Here is a 14,495-nt window from a genome sequence, read left to right as displayed (position 1 = left end):
GCCGCCCGCCCATCGCCGTCCGCTGTGGCCGGCGCCCGACTTGCAACGGAGACCCGATGCCCCCGCCCCCCGCGCCACGCCCGCGCACCGTCTACTCCGCGGTGCTGCTCGACCCCCAGGACTTCGTGCTGGTGGTGCACCACGAAGACGCGCCCGAAGGCGTCTACGATCTGCCGGGCCTTGCCTCCGGCGAAAACGGCACCGGGTGGATGGGGCTGGCAACCGCGGTCAAGAGCGCCACCGGGCTGGACATCATCGTGGGCCGGCTGCTCGCCACCGATTGGACCCCCGCCGATCCGGCCACCGGCACGCCCGTCCTGCGCCACCGCGTACGGTTCTGCGGCCGCGTGCCGCACAACCCGCGGATCGTCTTGGGCGACGGCATGAATCACTACCGGTGGCTGGCCCCCGTCAAGGTGCCCGACCACTGCGGGGCCGCCGCGCGGCGCATCCGGTGCGCCCTCGCGGTTCAGGCCAGCGGGGAACGGATCGACCCGCGCGAGACCTCGTCCGTCGCCGCGTTCACGGAGGTGTAGGCGATGCCCCTCACGATTCACGAGGACTTCGCTGCGGAAAGACCGGAGCCGGCCCGCCCGCCGCGCTACCGCATCAGCCTGGGCCAGCCCTCTCACCGTCAGGCGGTCAAAGCCATGGTGAAGGCGCGCACGAACTGGATGCGCCACCACGGGCTTGCGACCGACCCGGTAGAGCCTCCGGTCGTGACCTTGCTGCAAGCCGGTGTCACCGTCGGGGCGCAGGTCTGGGTCCTGCACGAGGGGACGCTGCTGCGGGGCGCCGCGGTCACCACGATCGACCCCACGGTGAACTTCCAGTGGCACCAGGACCCCGACAGCGAGTCCCTGTGGCTGCAAGACATGTACACCGACCCCGACGCCCAGCCTCCCGCGCCGGAGTCCCGCTACGACGCCGAGCGCCAGATCGTCGTCGGCGGGATGAGCCTGGGGGCCTACTCCACCATGGCCCGACGACGGGGCACGCCGGTCCCGGAAACGGACGACCGTCCCGGGGGCGGTGCCGACTCGTGGTGGTAGACCACCTCGTCGCGCAGGCCGGGCGTCCGCGTCCGGTCTGCGTGGTCGCCCGCGACGACGACGCCTCCCTCAACCACGTCGTCCAGGATCTGTACGCCCTCGGCGCCCCGGTGATCCGCTTCGACCTCGCCAGCTTCCCGGACCGCGTCACCCTCGCCGCCCAATTGGCCGGCGGGCACATCGTGGGCACCCTGGAAGCCGACGGACGCCGCGTACAACTGGAGGACATCGGCGCCGTCTTGTGGTGGCACCCCTCCCGCCCCCGGATCAGCCCCGAGGGCCTGGACGAGGGACAGGCCGAGTGGCTGAGCCGGGAGGCGGCTGCCGGGCTGGCCGGCACCCTGGCCGCCCTGGACTGCCTGCACGTCAACCACCCCGTCCACACCGACGCGGCCCAGAACAAGCCCTACGCCCTGGTCCAGGCCGCGGCCGCCGGGCTGCGGGTGCCCCCGACCTGGATCGGTAACGACGCGGCCGACGCGCGCCGGGCCGTGGGCGATTTCGGCCAGACGGTGTGCAAATCACTGGTGGCGCCGGGAGTCGAAACCGCCGACGGCCCGCTGGCGTTCTACACCAGCCCGGTGGCCCCCGGTGATCTCGATGAGGGCGTGGGCACCGCGGCGCACCAGTTCCAGCAGCGCATCCACGCGATGTACGAGATCCGGCTCATCGTCGTGAACGGGCACCTGTTCGCCGCCCGGCTGACGGCGCTCGCCCGCTCGACGGACTTCCGCGCCCACTACGACGAGCTGGTCTACGACTACACCGACGTGCCCGGCGAAGTCCGCTCCGGCGTGCATCGGCTGATGCACCGCCTGCACCTGTGGTACGCGGCCCTGGACCTGCTGGTCGACACGCAGCACCAGTGGTGGCTGGTCGATGTGAACCCGGCCGGGCAGTGGGGCTTTGTCGAACGCCACCTTCCCGACCTGACCATCTCCGCCCGGCTCGCCGCCGCGCTGGCCGACACCCGCATCCGGCGGCGGCGCGTCCCCGCCTCCCTGCCCGAGTGCACGCCCTAGGAGTCCCATGTCCCATCGAGGCGTGACCTCGCGCGCCAGCCCCGGCTCGGCGGGCTAGGGCCTGCCCGACGCCGAACGGCCAGAGCCTGGCCGTTCGGCCCGCCGTCCCGAGGAGCCGCCGCCGTCACCGGCGCTGCTCCTCCGCGAGCGGCCTTGCCTCGTGCGTCGGCGAGAGCGGGCCGCGCCGCGGCCTCCCGGCAGTCGCACGCCGGGAGGTGCTGGCCGTCCGTCTGGGGAGCCGGATCGGCAGGCCGTGCCGGGGCCCTGAGGGGCGCCCTGGCACCGCGCGGTACCCAACAGCCCTGGCCGCGGGTGAGCGGCCCGCGGCCAGGGCCCCCACCGACATCGCATCAGCTTTCAAGGAGCAGGCCATGACCAACGACCTCATCATGATCAGCGCCAACGTGGAGCAGAACGGCTTCGGCAACCGAGAGACGCGGCTGAAGGTATGGCGCCGCCTGCGCCCGTACCGGCCGACCGTGGTGTGGCGCCAGGAGATGCCCGGGGCGGCCGACCACGCTCGGGCCGTGATGTACGAGGCGGAGGACCCCGAGGTCGGGGTGGGGCTGCGCGGCTGGCTCGGTGAGCGCTCGGCCACTGCTGTCTTCGCCGACATGGCCGTGTTCGCGCCCGTCGCGGAGTTCCCCAACCCATCGCTGATCATGCAGAATCCGCCGACCGCCGTGGGCCTCCAGCTCAGGGGCGCCGGCCGCCAGTCCAGGCCCGTCATCTTCACCGCCGGGCACTTCTCCTACGCCGTCCCGGTGCAGCGGGAGATGGAAGCCGGCTGCCTGTCGACCTTCGCCGACCGGACGGTCCGGATGCCCGACGGCACTCTCCGCAAGGCGTACATGATCGCCGGTATCGACGGCAACAGCTACCCGCACCAGGCTCAGGACACGCCCGGCGACGTGCCGCTGCCGCACCTCGGCGACATCGGCGACGAGCCGCACCGGGCCCACCGCAGCCGCCGCGGCCCGGACGGCACCGACCGCATGGACACCGACCCACACGCCGTCCTGGGAAAGGCCGGTGTGGTCGATGTAGCCCATCACCTGGCCATGGCGAAGGGCTGCGGGACGGGCCTGGCGCCGACCATGCCCGCCAGCGACACCCACGGGCCCGCCACCCGCGTGGACTGGGTGTGCGCCAGCCGCCCCCTGCTCCCGGCCGTCTCCGGCTGCGAAGTCATCGACTCCGAAGAGACCTCCGATCACGACTTCGTCGTGACCCGCTGGGACCTCGACGCGCTCCTCGATATCCTCCGCCGCCCCGTGCCCCAGCCGACCTCCGCTTTCGAGCTTGCCCGGGAGAGCTGAAATTCGCCGCAGGCCCTTCCCCCGCGGGAGGCCCTGCGGCACGCTCCCCACGCTGAGCCGCCCCGGGCCCGCCCTGCGGTGGCCCGCTGACCTGGAGAGATGATGTTTCTGAACGCACCCACCTATCGCACCGTCGAGGGCGCCTACCTCGACTTGTTGCGACTGGCCTGCCAGGGCCCGGAGTACCGCATCACGGCCCGAGGGAACAACGCCCGGGAGATCATCGGCGTCAGCTTCCGCCTGACGGACCCACGCCAGCGGCTGCCCTACATCGCCGCCCGCAAGGTCAACGTGATCTTCCAGTTCGCCGAAGCGCTGTGGTACCTGGCCGGCCGCCGGGACCTGAAGATGATCGGTTACTACGCGCCGTCCATGCGCTACAACTCCGCCGACGGCATCACGCTCGGCGGGTCCGCCTACGGCCACACGCTGTTCAACCACGCCGACGGGGACACCGAGGCCCCCTTCGACCGGGTACTGGAGCTGCTGCGCACCGAGACCGACAGCAAGCGCGGCTACCTTCCGGTGTTCTCGGCCGCCGAACTGGCCACCCCCAACAACCCCGACGTGGCTTGCCTGTCCGGCCTCCATTTCCTCATCCGTGACGGACACCTGCACATGGTGTGCAACATGCGGGCCAACGACCTGGACTGCGGTCTGCTGTCCGATGTTTTCTCCTTCACGATGATCCAGGAGTACGCCGCCCTCCAACTCGGCGTCGAACTGGGCCAATACATCCACACGATCGGCTCGGCGCACGTCAACGACCGCAACGCCACCCGGGTCCAGCGGGTCCTCAATGAGGCTGACGTGCGCCACACCCACTTCACCTTCCCCACGATGTCGGCCGGGACGGGCCCCGACATCATCGAACGGCTCCTGGCGCACGAGGAGCTGCTGCGCACCAACACGGTGAAGTACGGCGCCGACGAGGTCGCGCGCCTTGACTTGGACGCCTACTGGCAGCAGGCGGTGCTCCTGTTCGAGGTGTACCGGCAGCTCCGGCACGACCTGGCCGATGCGGTCGGCCGCGACGTGCTCGACGCACTGCACCCCGGCCTGCGCTGGCTCCTCGGGCACAGGTGGGCGGCCTGCGCGACCACGGAGGGCCGCCGATGAGCCGCAAGCCACCGCCCGGCGCAGTGGTCGAGGGCATCGACTTCGACCGCTGGGCCGTCATCCTGTGCAAGCCGGACGCAGTCGAACGCGGCCTGGTCGATGCCGTCCTCGAACGGGTCGAAAGCGTCGGCATCCGCGTCCGCGCCCGCACCGACATGATCGCCGCCCCGTGGCAGGCCCACGTCAGCTACCGGGACCTGCTGGCCGACCCGGGGCGCTTCCCGGCGGACCTGCCCGCACGCATCGACGCCGCGTACGCGGACAAACCCGTCACCGTCGCGCTCGCGCACGGCGGGCCCCGCCTCCACGCACGGCTGCGGCGCCTGATCGGGCACACCGACCCCACCAAGGCAGCGGTCGGCACGATCCGCGGCGACCTCGGCGCCGACAGCGTGCTGGCCGCCGCCGGGGAAGGCAGGCTCGTACGCAACTTGGTGCACACCAGCGACGATGCCGATGCGGCCCGCCGCGACTTCGGCACCTGGTACGGCCCCGGACGAGCCCTGACGATCTCGGACTTCACCCGCTGCTCGGTCATCCTGTGCAAGCCGGACGCAGTCGAGTGCGGCCTGGTCGATGCCGTCCTGCACCGGATCGCCGCGGCCGGCTTCATGATCACCAGCCGTCAGGAAGTCACCGTGCAGCCGTGGCAGGCCCACGTGCACTACTGGGACCTGCTCGTGGACGCCGACTATCTCCCCGACCGGGACATCCCGGCCTGCCTGGACCAGGAGTACGCCGGCCGCCAGGTCACCGTCGCGCTCGCGTACGGCGAGCCCGGCATCCACGCCCAGCTGCGGGATTTGCTCGGGCACTACGACCCCACCAGGGCCGCGGCTGGCACGATCCGCGGCGACCTCGGCGCCGACAGCCTGGCGGCCGCGCTCACCGACAAGCGACTCGTACGCAACTTGGTGCACACCAGCGACGACGCCGATGCGGCCCGCCGCGACTTCGGCACCTGGTACGGGGCCGCACGCCGAGGCCTCCTTGCGCCGGATCTCCCGGCGCAGAGTGCGCCTGCCGACCTCATCTACCCCTGGAGTCTGTGATGAGCACCCCCACCCTGGGCGCCCGCCGCGCCCTGCCGATCCTCTCCCCGGACCAGATCAGCGGGATGAAGCAGGAACTCGCCGACGTGATCGAGTACCGCAAGTCAGGGCTCTCGCTGAACTGGATCGTCGGCTGCCCGCTCGACTGCGGATACTGCGTGCGCCACCTCTTCCAGAACTTCGCCATGAAGGTGCCCCGGCGCCTGCTGAGCGACGAGGACGCCGTGACCCGGCTCATCGGCCACCGCTACTTCCGCCCGCACAAGACGCCCATCCAGCTCCTGAACCGGGCCACCGACCCGATGCTCCCCGCCGTCAAGCCGCACCTGTTCAACGTCCTGCGGCAGCTCGACGGCCAGGGCCTCACCAACCACGTCCTGATCATCACCCGGTGGCGTGTCGGTCCCGAGGACTGCGCCGTCCTCAACTCCTTCACCAACCTGCGCCTGACCGTCCTGGTGACACACTCCCGCATCCAGGACGAGCGGATCGAGCCGGTGGACAGCAACATCGCCGCAACCAGCCTGCGCACCCTCTACGAGCACGCCGACCGGTACCGCACCGTCCTGTACTGGCGGCCCATCGTCCCCGGCCTCAACGACTCCGCCGCCGACATCGAGCGGGCGCACGAACTGTCCCAGCACGCCCACGCCACCGTCTTCACCGGCCTGTTCTTCCGCGACGAGATCGCCGCGTACTACCAGGCGCACGGCCTGGCCATGCCCTACCAGGACACCGCCCGGCGCAAGATCCTGCCCGAGGCCGCCGAGCAGCGCATCCTCGACGCCATCGGGAAGGACCCTTCATGGGGGGCGCTGTTCCGCAAAACCTCCTGCGGCGTCGCCTACGCCCACGGGGAGGCCGACTACAACGGGCACTACGGCATCCGCGAACTGTGCGACATCTGCCCGCCGCAGCAGATCGCGAAGTGCCAGGCCGCATGGGTCAAGCCAGCGCTGACGACCGTCACCCAAGAGGCGCGCGGACTCGGCGCGAGCGGGCCTGTCCAAGTCAACGACCGTGCCATCGTCGTTGAAGGACTGGACGAACCGCCGCGCTACTACCTTCAGCACGGCTTCGGCTACCAGTGCCACGACCGAGCCAAGCCCCACCATCACCGCCAGCACGGCCGCGCCCCCATCGGCTGGACGGCGGAGGACGGAAAACCAGCCGCATGAACTTCTCCTCCTGGCCCCCGCTGTTCGTTGTCGACGTCGAGGGCAACGGTGGCAACCCTCCCGACCTGGTCGAGGTCGCCGCGCTCCCCGTACGGGCAGGGCAGCCGGATACGAGCACCGCCGGCGCGTGGCTGACCAAGCCGCGCCGCCCCGTCACGCCGTTCGCCGCAGGCATCCACGGCCTGACCAACGAACACCTGGCGGACCAGCCGAGCTGGGAGGAGATCGCCGACCAGGTCCACACACTGCTCGGTACGTCGTGGATCTGCGCGCACCACGCACACGTGGACTACAAGGTGCTCTCCGCGCACCTTCCCCAGTGGCAGCCGGCCGGAGTGCTCGACACACTCCGGCTGGCCAAGACCACCTACCCCGGCCTGGCGAAGTACAGCCTCGACGCCATGATCACCCACGTGCAGCCGGAGCTGAGCGCCGCGCCCGCACAACGCCACCGCGCCACGTACGACGCCTACGCTACGGCGCAGCTCCTCATCGCCATGGCCACCCACTACCGCACCTGGGACCAGCTCGTCGCCGCAGCCGTACCGCCCGGCCTGCCCGGAGCCCCCGAGCCAGAACAGGAGCCCACCCTGTGGTGAACCCGCCGGCCACCACCCGCATCGGCGTCATGGGAGCCCACTCCACCGGCAAGGCGGTGCCGATGCGTCGCATAGAGACGAAGCTGCGCGACCGGGGTATACCGGCCGCGCGCACCGGCCGCCACCTGCGGCGCGCAACCCGTATTCCGCTGCCCACGATGCAGGACGACACGGTGGAGACCGCCAGGTGGGGTCACCCCCGACACCTTCAAGCTGGCACAGAAGGAGGTCACTGTCGCCGCAGTACAAAACGTCCTCAACATCCACGACCGGTACGACCCGGTCGAAGAAGAGCGCCGGGACAAGAAGATCCCCTACGTCCCCTACCGCCCACTCGACGCAGGCGCTGCGGCCCCGGGCGGGCACGTCACCACCACCCTGTCCTGGCTGCTCGCCCGCGGCCCGCACATCGCCCCCATCCCGGGAACCGGCAACCCGCGACACCTCGAAGCCATCGCACAAGCAGCAACGGGGGAATCTGGACATGACGCCAGTCGCGGCTGCCCCGGGCACCCCTCGGCGGCACACCCCGTACGCGAACTGACGCCCACCGATCATCAGCGTGAGCGTCGGGGCAACCGGCTTGGCCCTCGCCTGCTTCCCTGGCGACGCGTTCGTTCTGCCGACCGGACCGGTCCTAGGCCGTTTCTGATGGCTCTTGCTGGCCTGGGTGGACCAAGCGCTGCTCTGGGCAGGTGCCGGGTATGGTGCGGCGACATGAGCTGACCGATGCGCAGTGGCGGGCGATTGAGCCGTTGCTGCCAGCCAACGGCAGGCTCAGGGGGCAGTGGTCCGATCACCGAATGGTGGTGAACGGGGTGCTGTTCCGGGCCCGTACCGGGGTGCCCCTGGCCGGACCTGCCGGAGCGGTACGGGCCCTGGCAGACCGTTTACGAACGGCATCGGCGCTGGTCGGCGGACGGCACCTGGCAGCGCAGCCTGGCCGAGCTGCAGATCGAGGCCGATGCTGGCGATCCCGACGGCGCTCTGGCCCGCGAGCTGGAGCAAGAGTGGGCGGTGAACATCGACTCCACTTCCTGCCGGGCCCATCAGCACGCGACCGGGGCCCGGCACCGGCTGCCGCGGGAAGGGGGCGGGGCGCGTGTGGAGGCCGATGGACGGCGGACGCTGGGACGCTTACGGGCCGGGATGACCACCAAGGACCACCTGCTGGTCGACGACCGGGCCCGCCCGCTGACCTGGCTCACCTCACCGGGCCAGCGGGGCGACAGTCTCATGCTCCTGCCGGTGCTGGAGACGCTGCGCATTCGCCGCCGCGGGCCCGGCCGGCCACGCCGTCGCCCGGGCCGGGTGCGCGGCGACAAGGCGTACTCCAGCCGCGACAACCGCGCCACCCTGCTCCGCCGGGGCATCAAGGCAACGATCGCAGAGCCGGACGACCAGCGGGCCGACCGCCGCAACCGTGGCCGGGCCGGCGGCCGACCGCCCAGTACCGGCGGCGCAGCGCGGTCGAGTGCTGCGTCAGCAAGTGGAAACAGTTCCGAGCGGTGGCCAGCCGCTACGACAAGCGCGACTACATCTTCAACGGCACCTCATCGTCACCGCGATCGTCATCTGGCTCCGCGACACCATCCAAGAGCCATCAGAAACGCCCTAGGGGTGTCGGCGGGTCCCTCCGGGGAGGGGAAGGGGGAGGCTCCGTCATAGTCGGCGGAAGTGGTTCCCGGCCGTTCGGGTGGTGACAACGGCGCGGTGGTGGTCATAACTGGCTCCTCGGCCTGGTCGGATGTGTCCGGTGCGGCCTGGGTTCTGGGCCAGCAGGGAGGGGGCTGGGAGGATGCGAGGCGGCACGCTGTGTGCGGCCGCGAGTGGCCGTCAGGTGGGGAGACGGTGCGGGCCGCAGCCCGCTGGACTGGTCTGCGCTCCGATACCGCCGCCCGTGCGGGAGGCGTTGGCCATGGTGCGACCGGCCTGGTCCGCTGGGGTATCGGGCGCCACGACGAGCAGGTCGCACCGGCCGGTGCCGAGGGCGAGCAGACATACGCTGTTGCGGTGTCCCATCCCGATGGACCGGCTGATGTGGATCACCCGTCGGCCGAGCACCAAGCGGTGGGGGCCGGGGTTCCACATCGAGTTGTCGACGGTGACCCGGGTGATACGGCCCCAGCGGGGGGCCAGCGCACCCAGCAGGGGCGGCAGCTCGGCGGCGAGATGCCGGCTGCGCGGCCACCACGCGCCGTCGATGCGGTGCAAGCCGGTGCCCTGGGGGAGAACGGCGAGCCGGGCGGGAAGGGACCGTTGAGGGGTGGTCGGGGGCACGCTGGTGGGGGTCATAGCGTCAGCCTCTCTCCGGACGGTTCGTGCGGGGTGGGCGTGGGCCGCCGGGGGGCGGTGACCGCGCATTCGTCGTGGTGGGGCCGGCCGGCGACCGGCCACGGCCGTGGCGACTCCATGGCACCGGGGGTACGGGTGGTGTCGACCGTGAGGTGGAGTCTGGTGCCGCCGTCGGGCGTGTCGGGGTAGCTGCGTTGCTCGGCACCTGCGTAGTGGTCGCGCAGTGTCTGGGCGACCAGGCGGGCCGCTTCGGGGGTCGCCGCCTCGATGCGGACATCGGCGTGACCGGGTGCCGCCGTGGGCCCCTGGGCGGCCTCGGCGGATCGCGGACGGTCAGTGGTGCGCTCCGGGCGGTCGGTCAGTGGGCGGTGGGTCATGAATATCTCCTTCCGGGCCGTACGGAGGCGACGTCGGGGGCGCGGTGATTTGTAGGCGCGGCCGGAGAGGAAACCTCCGGTGCGGTGCGGTCGTGAAGCCGATGCCGAGCAGGACGTTGCTCGGACGTCGCAACCGCCAAGGTGTCTTGCCGTGCATGCGGCAGACCGGGCCTACCTGCTAGGGGCCGGGGCCGTGCGGACGGCTCCGCCCTCGTTCTCCCACTCGACTGCGCCGGGCGGCACATTGCGGGTACCCGCCGTTCGGCGGCCAGACGCAACGGTCGGCGGACCGACGGTCTTCAACAGGCCGCTTGCGGTGAGGGCGTTGTGCGGATCGGCGGCAGCGAGCATGAGGGCCGCCGCACGGTCCGGGGCGGTTTCGGGCGGCACGATCAGCAGGTCCCAGCGCCCCACGGTGTACGAGGCGAGGAACAGCTCGTGCGGGTCCTGTTCGGCCCCGAACGCTCCCACCCGCACCACGTGGCCGTTGACGGCCACCTTGCGCGGGATCACCGGCCAGCAGGTCGGGTTTACCGTGACGCTGGTGATGCGGCCCCACACGAGGTCCAAGATGGCGGTGAGAGCCGGCAGTTCGCGTACCAGATCGCGGGAGCAGGGCCACCAGGCGCCGTCCAGCGGGCCACTGCGGCGATCCGTCGGTGTCAGACGTAGCCTGGCTGTTCGGGGGCCGGTGGAAGCAGTCGTTGTTTCGTCGAGCACGGTCATGGCTCGGTCCCACCTGAGAGGCACCACGACGGACGACGTCGTCTGCCTGGGGGTCGTCGTTCTCCGAGAACGACGCCAGCTCTGAGCCAGTGTGCGAAATGCTCTCGGTGACACCCAGTCTACCGCGTCCGGCGAGTGACCGGTCTGGATGGACGTACCGGCTTGCTCACATCGGCCCTGCTTGGCTGAGGCCCTGTTCGGCGCGCGCGGGGAGCGCATAACGCAGGATGCGGCCCCAGGTGGAGGCGTACTGCCGGTACAACGGGCCGGTGACGTACGGGATTCCGTACGTCGCGCAGGCCCTGCGCACCTGGTGGGCGATCTCGGCGTAGCGGTTGCTGGGCAGGTCGGGGAAGAGGTGGTGCTCGATCTGGTGGCTGAGGTTGCCGCTGAGGATGTGGAAGAGGGAACTGCCCTGGAGGTTCGCCGAGCCCTGGATCTGCCGGAGGTACCACTCACCCCGGCTCTCGCCCTCGATCTCCTCCTCGGTGAAGGTGCGCACGTCACCGGGGAAGTGCCCGCAGAAGATGACGGTGTGCGCCCAGACGTTGCGCAGCGTGTTGGCGGTGAGGTTGGCGAGCAGGCACGGCACCGCGGACGGGCCTGCGAGCAGTGGGAAGAACACGTAGTCCTTGGCGAACTGGCGCAGGGCCTTGCGGGCCAGCCCCGCGGCATCGGCGACGAGGCGCCGGGGGCTCTTTCGGCCTGCGATGGCGGCGTCCGCCTCCAGGTCGTACAGCGCGATGCCCCACTCGAAGACCGGCGCGAGGAGGGCGGCGTAGAGCGGCTGGAGGAGGTGGGCCGGATGCCAGCGCTGGTCGGCGCTCATGCGCAGGATCGTGTAACCGAGGTCGCGGTCGCGCCCGACCACGTTGGTGTAGGTATGGTGCAGGTGGTTGTGGGTGTGCTTCCAGGCTTCGGCGGGGGAGGGGAAGTCCCACTCCCAGGTCGTGGAGTGGACGGCCGGGTCGCCCATCCAGTCCCACTGCCCGTGCAGGATGTTGTGGCCCAGCTCCATGTTCTCCAGGATCTTGGCGGTGGTCAGCATCCCGGTGCCCACGAGCCAGGCGGGCGGCAGCAGGGAGACGGCGAGAGCGGCCCGGCCCCCTGCCTCCAGCCCGCGCTGCACGGTGATCACGGTGTGGATGTACCGGGCGTCGGCGGCGCCGCGACCGGCGACGACATCGGCGCGGATCCGGTCCAGCTCCGCTCCGAATTCTTCGATCCGCTCGGGAGTCAGGTCGGGGACGGTGGTCGCCATGGTGGCTCCTTCACATGTCTAGATGTCGAGGACGAGTGGACTTGCCGCGGTGTACACACAGCTCTGGACCAGCGACCCCGGCTCGCCGTGCACCTCGCCGGTCCGCAAGTCGCGCACCCGGCCGTGCAGAAGCGGCAGGAGGCAGCCGAAACAGACGCCGCGCCGACAGCCGTATGGCATGGGCACGCCCGCCTGTTCGCCGGTCACCAGCAAGGGGACAGCCGGGTCGGACTCCGCCTCGATGCCGCTCCGGGCGAACCGGACGTGGCCTCCGGGGGTGCCAGGTCCCGGCGGGCGGGGTGGGGTGAGGCGGAAGCGCTCGGTGTGCAGCCGTGCGGTGAGACCGGCTGAGCCCCAGTGCTCCTCGATCGCGGCCAGCAGACCGGGCGGACCACAGGCCCAGGTCTCGCGGGCGTGCCAGTCCGGGCAGAGCCCGGTGATGTCGGCGACGGTCAGCCGGCGTGCCGGTGGGGCCGCTTCCGCAGGGCCGGCGTGGGATGCGCGGGTTCGGGTGTGCCGTTCGCGGAAACGGAACCACGGCAACCGTGCTGCCATGTCCCGCAGTTCGACGCGGAACAGGCCCTCCTGCGGTGTGGGAGCGCTGTGCAGGAGCACAACGTCCAGGCAGCCGGGCTGTCGGGGAAGGTGCCTCACCAGCGTACGCAGCATCCCCATGAGCGGCGTGATGCCGCTGCCCGCCGACACCATCAGCATCCGGCGTGGCGGCGGGTCGGGGAGTACGAAGTCGCCCTGGGCCGGGCCGAGTCGCAATACGGTGCCGGGCTGGATGTGGTGGACCAGGCGCGGGGAGACCCGGCCCCGCGGGTCCGCCTTGACCGTGATGGTCAGCGCCGTACCGGGTCCGCCGGGCGGGGAGGTCAGTGAATAGGTGCGCCAGTGCCGCACGCCGTCCAGTTCGACACCGACGGGCAGGTACTGCCCGGCCCGGTGCCCGGCCCACCCGCGCCCCGGCCTGATCACCAGGGTGGCGGCGCCGGGACCTTCCGGCCGCACCGCGACGATCCGGCCCGCCGGGTGGCGCGCCGACAGCAGTGGGTCGATCAGGCCGAGGTAGTCGTCCGGTGCCAGCGGGGTGGCCAGCAAGGCCGCCACCGACAGGATCCGGTCGGTGAGCCGACCGGCGAGCAGCGAAGACGTGGAGGGAGACATTGACAGGTTCCTCCCGTTGTCCCGAATGCGACCATGCGAGCAGCCGGAGCGCTGCGCACATCTACGTGTTTCTCTGGCCGTGCTCGGCCCCCGCCCAGAAAAACACAGGCGCCCGGCCGCGAGGAGGGAATCCCGCCAGTAGGCGCGGCGTCCCGACTCCTGTTCCCGGCCGCGAAGGACGTTCGCTGTGTACGGGTCCCACCACGGCCTGCGCGTTCAATACCGGTGACCTGACATCCAGCACACTGTGAACGTCCGAATGATGCGGCTCGGCCGGGGGTCGGTGGCCGGGACCGTCGGTAGAGCCGTGTTCGGCATCTCCAGCACAGTCCACGGGTGGGGGGTGCGGCGGGCGCCCGCTCAGCGGCGCAGGCGGCAACCGGCCATCTGCGCCATGCCGTTCTCGCCATCGCGCCGTACAGCCGCTTCTGAGGCACCAAGCTGCGCACAGCGCGGCGCGGCATGCGGGCTGCGGGACAGGGCGCCTCGTCATGGCCACCGCCGTCGAAGCGTAATGGCTGGAGCAGATACTGCGGGAGCCGAGATACGAGCACGTCTCCCGCCGGACGGCAGCTTCATCTGACTCCAACATGCTTTCAAAAGCCCCCCGTTCTGTAGGCAACCTGCCGAGTTAGATACCCGGTTTTACTTCCCGAGGAAGAAACATGCTGGGCATCGAACCGCTCACCGACCGATGTCGCGGTTTGCCTGCGGCTACGCATGTGTGTATCGGAGTGAGCCGGTTTAACCGCTAACTCAGCACACCTTGCCGGCGGAGACCGGCCGACTCGGCTCTGACGCGCTTCGGCAGCGTCCACTTCTTCGTACCGGACACGGCGGCCACATACACCCTGGAATCCCTGGGCAACGCACCGGACCGCGCCGGACACAAGGCGACAGGGCCAATACCTCCACAACAAAATAACCACCGCGCTGAAACGAGGCTTATCGGCATTTCCACGAGGACGAGAGGTTCCGCACCGCGTGTCTGGTCTGGACGCCCCGCACCGGGTGCTGAGCCACAAACTGCTGCAAGGCGCCGCTCCGAGTGAGGAGCAACTGCGGAGCGCCGCACGCTACCTGCTCGATGAGCTGCCGCTGTTCGCTGGTGCACGCTTCGTCGGTAGCCGGTGGTGTCAGGGGCGTGTGGGGCCGGGGTCTGTGGGTGGGGGCAGGGTGGAGGTGCCGTCGATGATGCCGCGGGCGAGGTCGGCGAGGCGCAGGTGGTGGTGGCGGGCGTGGGCGCGCATTCGATGGAAGGCGGTGTCGGGGTCGGTGGGGTGGTGGGCGGTGAGGAATCCTTTGGCCTGTTCGATGATGGTGCG

The 14,495-nt window shown here is 70.7% G+C and carries 14 protein-coding genes and 1 pseudogene; 9 read left to right on the top strand and 6 right to left on the bottom strand.

Annotated elements, in window-relative coordinates:
* The first annotated feature begins 56 nt into the window (after positions 1–56).
* The 9 genes and pseudogenes from JXZ78_RS27070 to JXZ78_RS27030 all read left to right on the top strand — a co-directional run bounded on the left by JXZ78_RS27070 (position 57) and on the right by JXZ78_RS27030 (position 8,959).
* Positions 57–536: an NUDIX hydrolase gene (locus JXZ78_RS27070; RefSeq protein WP_030020182.1), complete on the top strand. Its 480-nt coding sequence runs from the start codon at positions 57–59 to the stop codon at positions 534–536.
* A 183-nt stretch (positions 537–719) separates the two neighbouring features.
* Positions 720–1,052, top strand: coding sequence for a hypothetical protein (locus JXZ78_RS27065; protein WP_157851579.1), 333 nt, complete (start codon positions 720–722; stop codon positions 1,050–1,052).
* Positions 1,043–2,074, top strand: a complete 1,032-nt coding sequence (locus JXZ78_RS27060; RefSeq protein ID WP_050502483.1) for an MvdC/MvdD family ATP grasp protein — start codon at positions 1,043–1,045, stop codon at positions 2,072–2,074. The genes JXZ78_RS27065 and JXZ78_RS27060 overlap by 10 nt, the downstream gene beginning before the upstream one ends.
* 371 nt (positions 2,075–2,445) lie before the next feature.
* The gene (locus JXZ78_RS27055) at positions 2,446–3,393 is read left to right on the top strand and encodes a hypothetical protein (RefSeq protein WP_050502482.1); all 948 of its coding nucleotides are present in this window, start codon (positions 2,446–2,448) and stop codon (positions 3,391–3,393) included.
* A 99-nt stretch (positions 3,394–3,492) separates the two neighbouring features.
* The gene (locus JXZ78_RS27050) at positions 3,493–4,512 is read left to right on the top strand and encodes a thymidylate synthase (RefSeq protein WP_238783403.1); all 1,020 of its coding nucleotides are present in this window, start codon (positions 3,493–3,495) and stop codon (positions 4,510–4,512) included.
* A complete protein-coding gene (locus tag JXZ78_RS27045; protein WP_030020177.1) occupies positions 4,509–5,564 on the top strand; it encodes a nucleoside-diphosphate kinase in 1,056 nt (351 codons plus the stop codon). The genes JXZ78_RS27050 and JXZ78_RS27045 overlap by 4 nt, the downstream gene beginning before the upstream one ends.
* Positions 5,564–6,742, top strand: a complete 1,179-nt coding sequence (locus tag JXZ78_RS27040; protein WP_030020176.1) for a radical SAM protein — start codon at positions 5,564–5,566, stop codon at positions 6,740–6,742. The genes JXZ78_RS27045 and JXZ78_RS27040 overlap by 1 nt, the downstream gene beginning before the upstream one ends.
* A complete protein-coding gene (locus tag JXZ78_RS27035) occupies positions 6,739–7,341 on the top strand; it encodes a 3'-5' exonuclease (RefSeq protein WP_030020175.1) in 603 nt (200 codons plus the stop codon). The genes JXZ78_RS27040 and JXZ78_RS27035 overlap by 4 nt, the downstream gene beginning before the upstream one ends.
* Positions 7,342–8,048: 707 nt before the next feature.
* A pseudogene (locus JXZ78_RS27030) lies at positions 8,049–8,959 on the top strand (IS5 family transposase).
* Between the two features lie 218 nt (positions 8,960–9,177).
* Here the strand turns inward: JXZ78_RS27030 and JXZ78_RS27025 are convergent.
* The 6 genes from JXZ78_RS27025 to JXZ78_RS27000 form a co-directional block, all read right to left on the bottom strand.
* Positions 9,178–9,636 (bottom strand): DUF5994 family protein, encoded by a 459-nt coding sequence (locus JXZ78_RS27025; protein ID WP_030020174.1) that lies wholly within the window; start codon positions 9,634–9,636, stop codon positions 9,178–9,180.
* On the bottom strand, positions 9,633–10,013 hold the full coding sequence (locus tag JXZ78_RS27020) for a hypothetical protein (protein WP_033037772.1): 381 nt from the start codon (positions 10,011–10,013) through the stop codon (positions 9,633–9,635). The genes JXZ78_RS27025 and JXZ78_RS27020 overlap by 4 nt, the downstream gene beginning before the upstream one ends.
* A 171-nt stretch (positions 10,014–10,184) precedes the next feature.
* Positions 10,185–10,739, bottom strand: coding sequence for a DUF5994 family protein (locus tag JXZ78_RS27015; RefSeq protein WP_033037770.1), 555 nt, complete (start codon positions 10,737–10,739; stop codon positions 10,185–10,187).
* A gap of 166 nt (positions 10,740–10,905) precedes the next feature.
* Positions 10,906–12,000: a fatty acid desaturase family protein gene (locus tag JXZ78_RS27010; RefSeq protein ID WP_030020171.1), complete on the bottom strand. Its 1,095-nt coding sequence runs from the start codon at positions 11,998–12,000 to the stop codon at positions 10,906–10,908.
* A gap of 18 nt (positions 12,001–12,018) precedes the next feature.
* Positions 12,019–13,170, bottom strand: coding sequence for a ferredoxin reductase (locus tag JXZ78_RS27005; protein ID WP_050502481.1), 1,152 nt, complete (start codon positions 13,168–13,170; stop codon positions 12,019–12,021).
* Positions 13,171–14,306: 1,136 nt separating this feature from the next.
* Positions 14,307–14,495: ANTAR domain-containing protein (locus tag JXZ78_RS27000; RefSeq protein WP_238783402.1), on the bottom strand; the 189-nt coding region annotated here is incomplete at its 5' end.

It is taken from the genome of Streptomyces monomycini (assembly GCF_022271435.1).
In the GTDB taxonomy this organism is placed as follows: domain Bacteria; phylum Actinomycetota; class Actinomycetes; order Streptomycetales; family Streptomycetaceae; genus Streptomyces; species Streptomyces monomycini.
Note: the sequence above shows the minus strand (reverse complement) of the source record. Positions and strands in the feature narration are given on the sequence as shown.

Bases quoted from the DNA above. Each gene is read 5' to 3' on its own strand.
- JXZ78_RS27050 (WP_238783403.1), top strand. From the start codon at position 3,493: ATGATGTTTCTGAACGCACCCACCTATCGCACCGTCGAGGGCGCCTAC.
- JXZ78_RS27015 (WP_033037770.1), bottom strand. From the start codon at position 10,739: ATGACCGTGCTCGACGAAACAACGACTGCTTCCACCGGCCCCCGAACA.
- JXZ78_RS27045 (WP_030020177.1), top strand. From the start codon at position 4,509: ATGAGCCGCAAGCCACCGCCCGGCGCAGTGGTCGAGGGCATCGACTTC.
- JXZ78_RS27070 (WP_030020182.1), top strand. From the start codon at position 57: ATGCCCCCGCCCCCCGCGCCACGCCCGCGCACCGTCTACTCCGCGGTG.
- JXZ78_RS27020 (WP_033037772.1), bottom strand. From the start codon at position 10,013: ATGACCCACCGCCCACTGACCGACCGCCCGGAGCGCACCACTGACCGT.
- JXZ78_RS27010 (WP_030020171.1), bottom strand. From the start codon at position 12,000: ATGGCGACCACCGTCCCCGACCTGACTCCCGAGCGGATCGAAGAATTC.
- JXZ78_RS27055 (WP_050502482.1), top strand. From the start codon at position 2,446: ATGACCAACGACCTCATCATGATCAGCGCCAACGTGGAGCAGAACGGC.
- JXZ78_RS27025 (WP_030020174.1), bottom strand. From the start codon at position 9,636: ATGACCCCCACCAGCGTGCCCCCGACCACCCCTCAACGGTCCCTTCCC.
- JXZ78_RS27040 (WP_030020176.1), top strand. From the start codon at position 5,564: ATGAGCACCCCCACCCTGGGCGCCCGCCGCGCCCTGCCGATCCTCTCC.
- JXZ78_RS27035 (WP_030020175.1), top strand. From the start codon at position 6,739: ATGAACTTCTCCTCCTGGCCCCCGCTGTTCGTTGTCGACGTCGAGGGC.
- JXZ78_RS27005 (WP_050502481.1), bottom strand. From the start codon at position 13,170: ATGTCTCCCTCCACGTCTTCGCTGCTCGCCGGTCGGCTCACCGACCGG.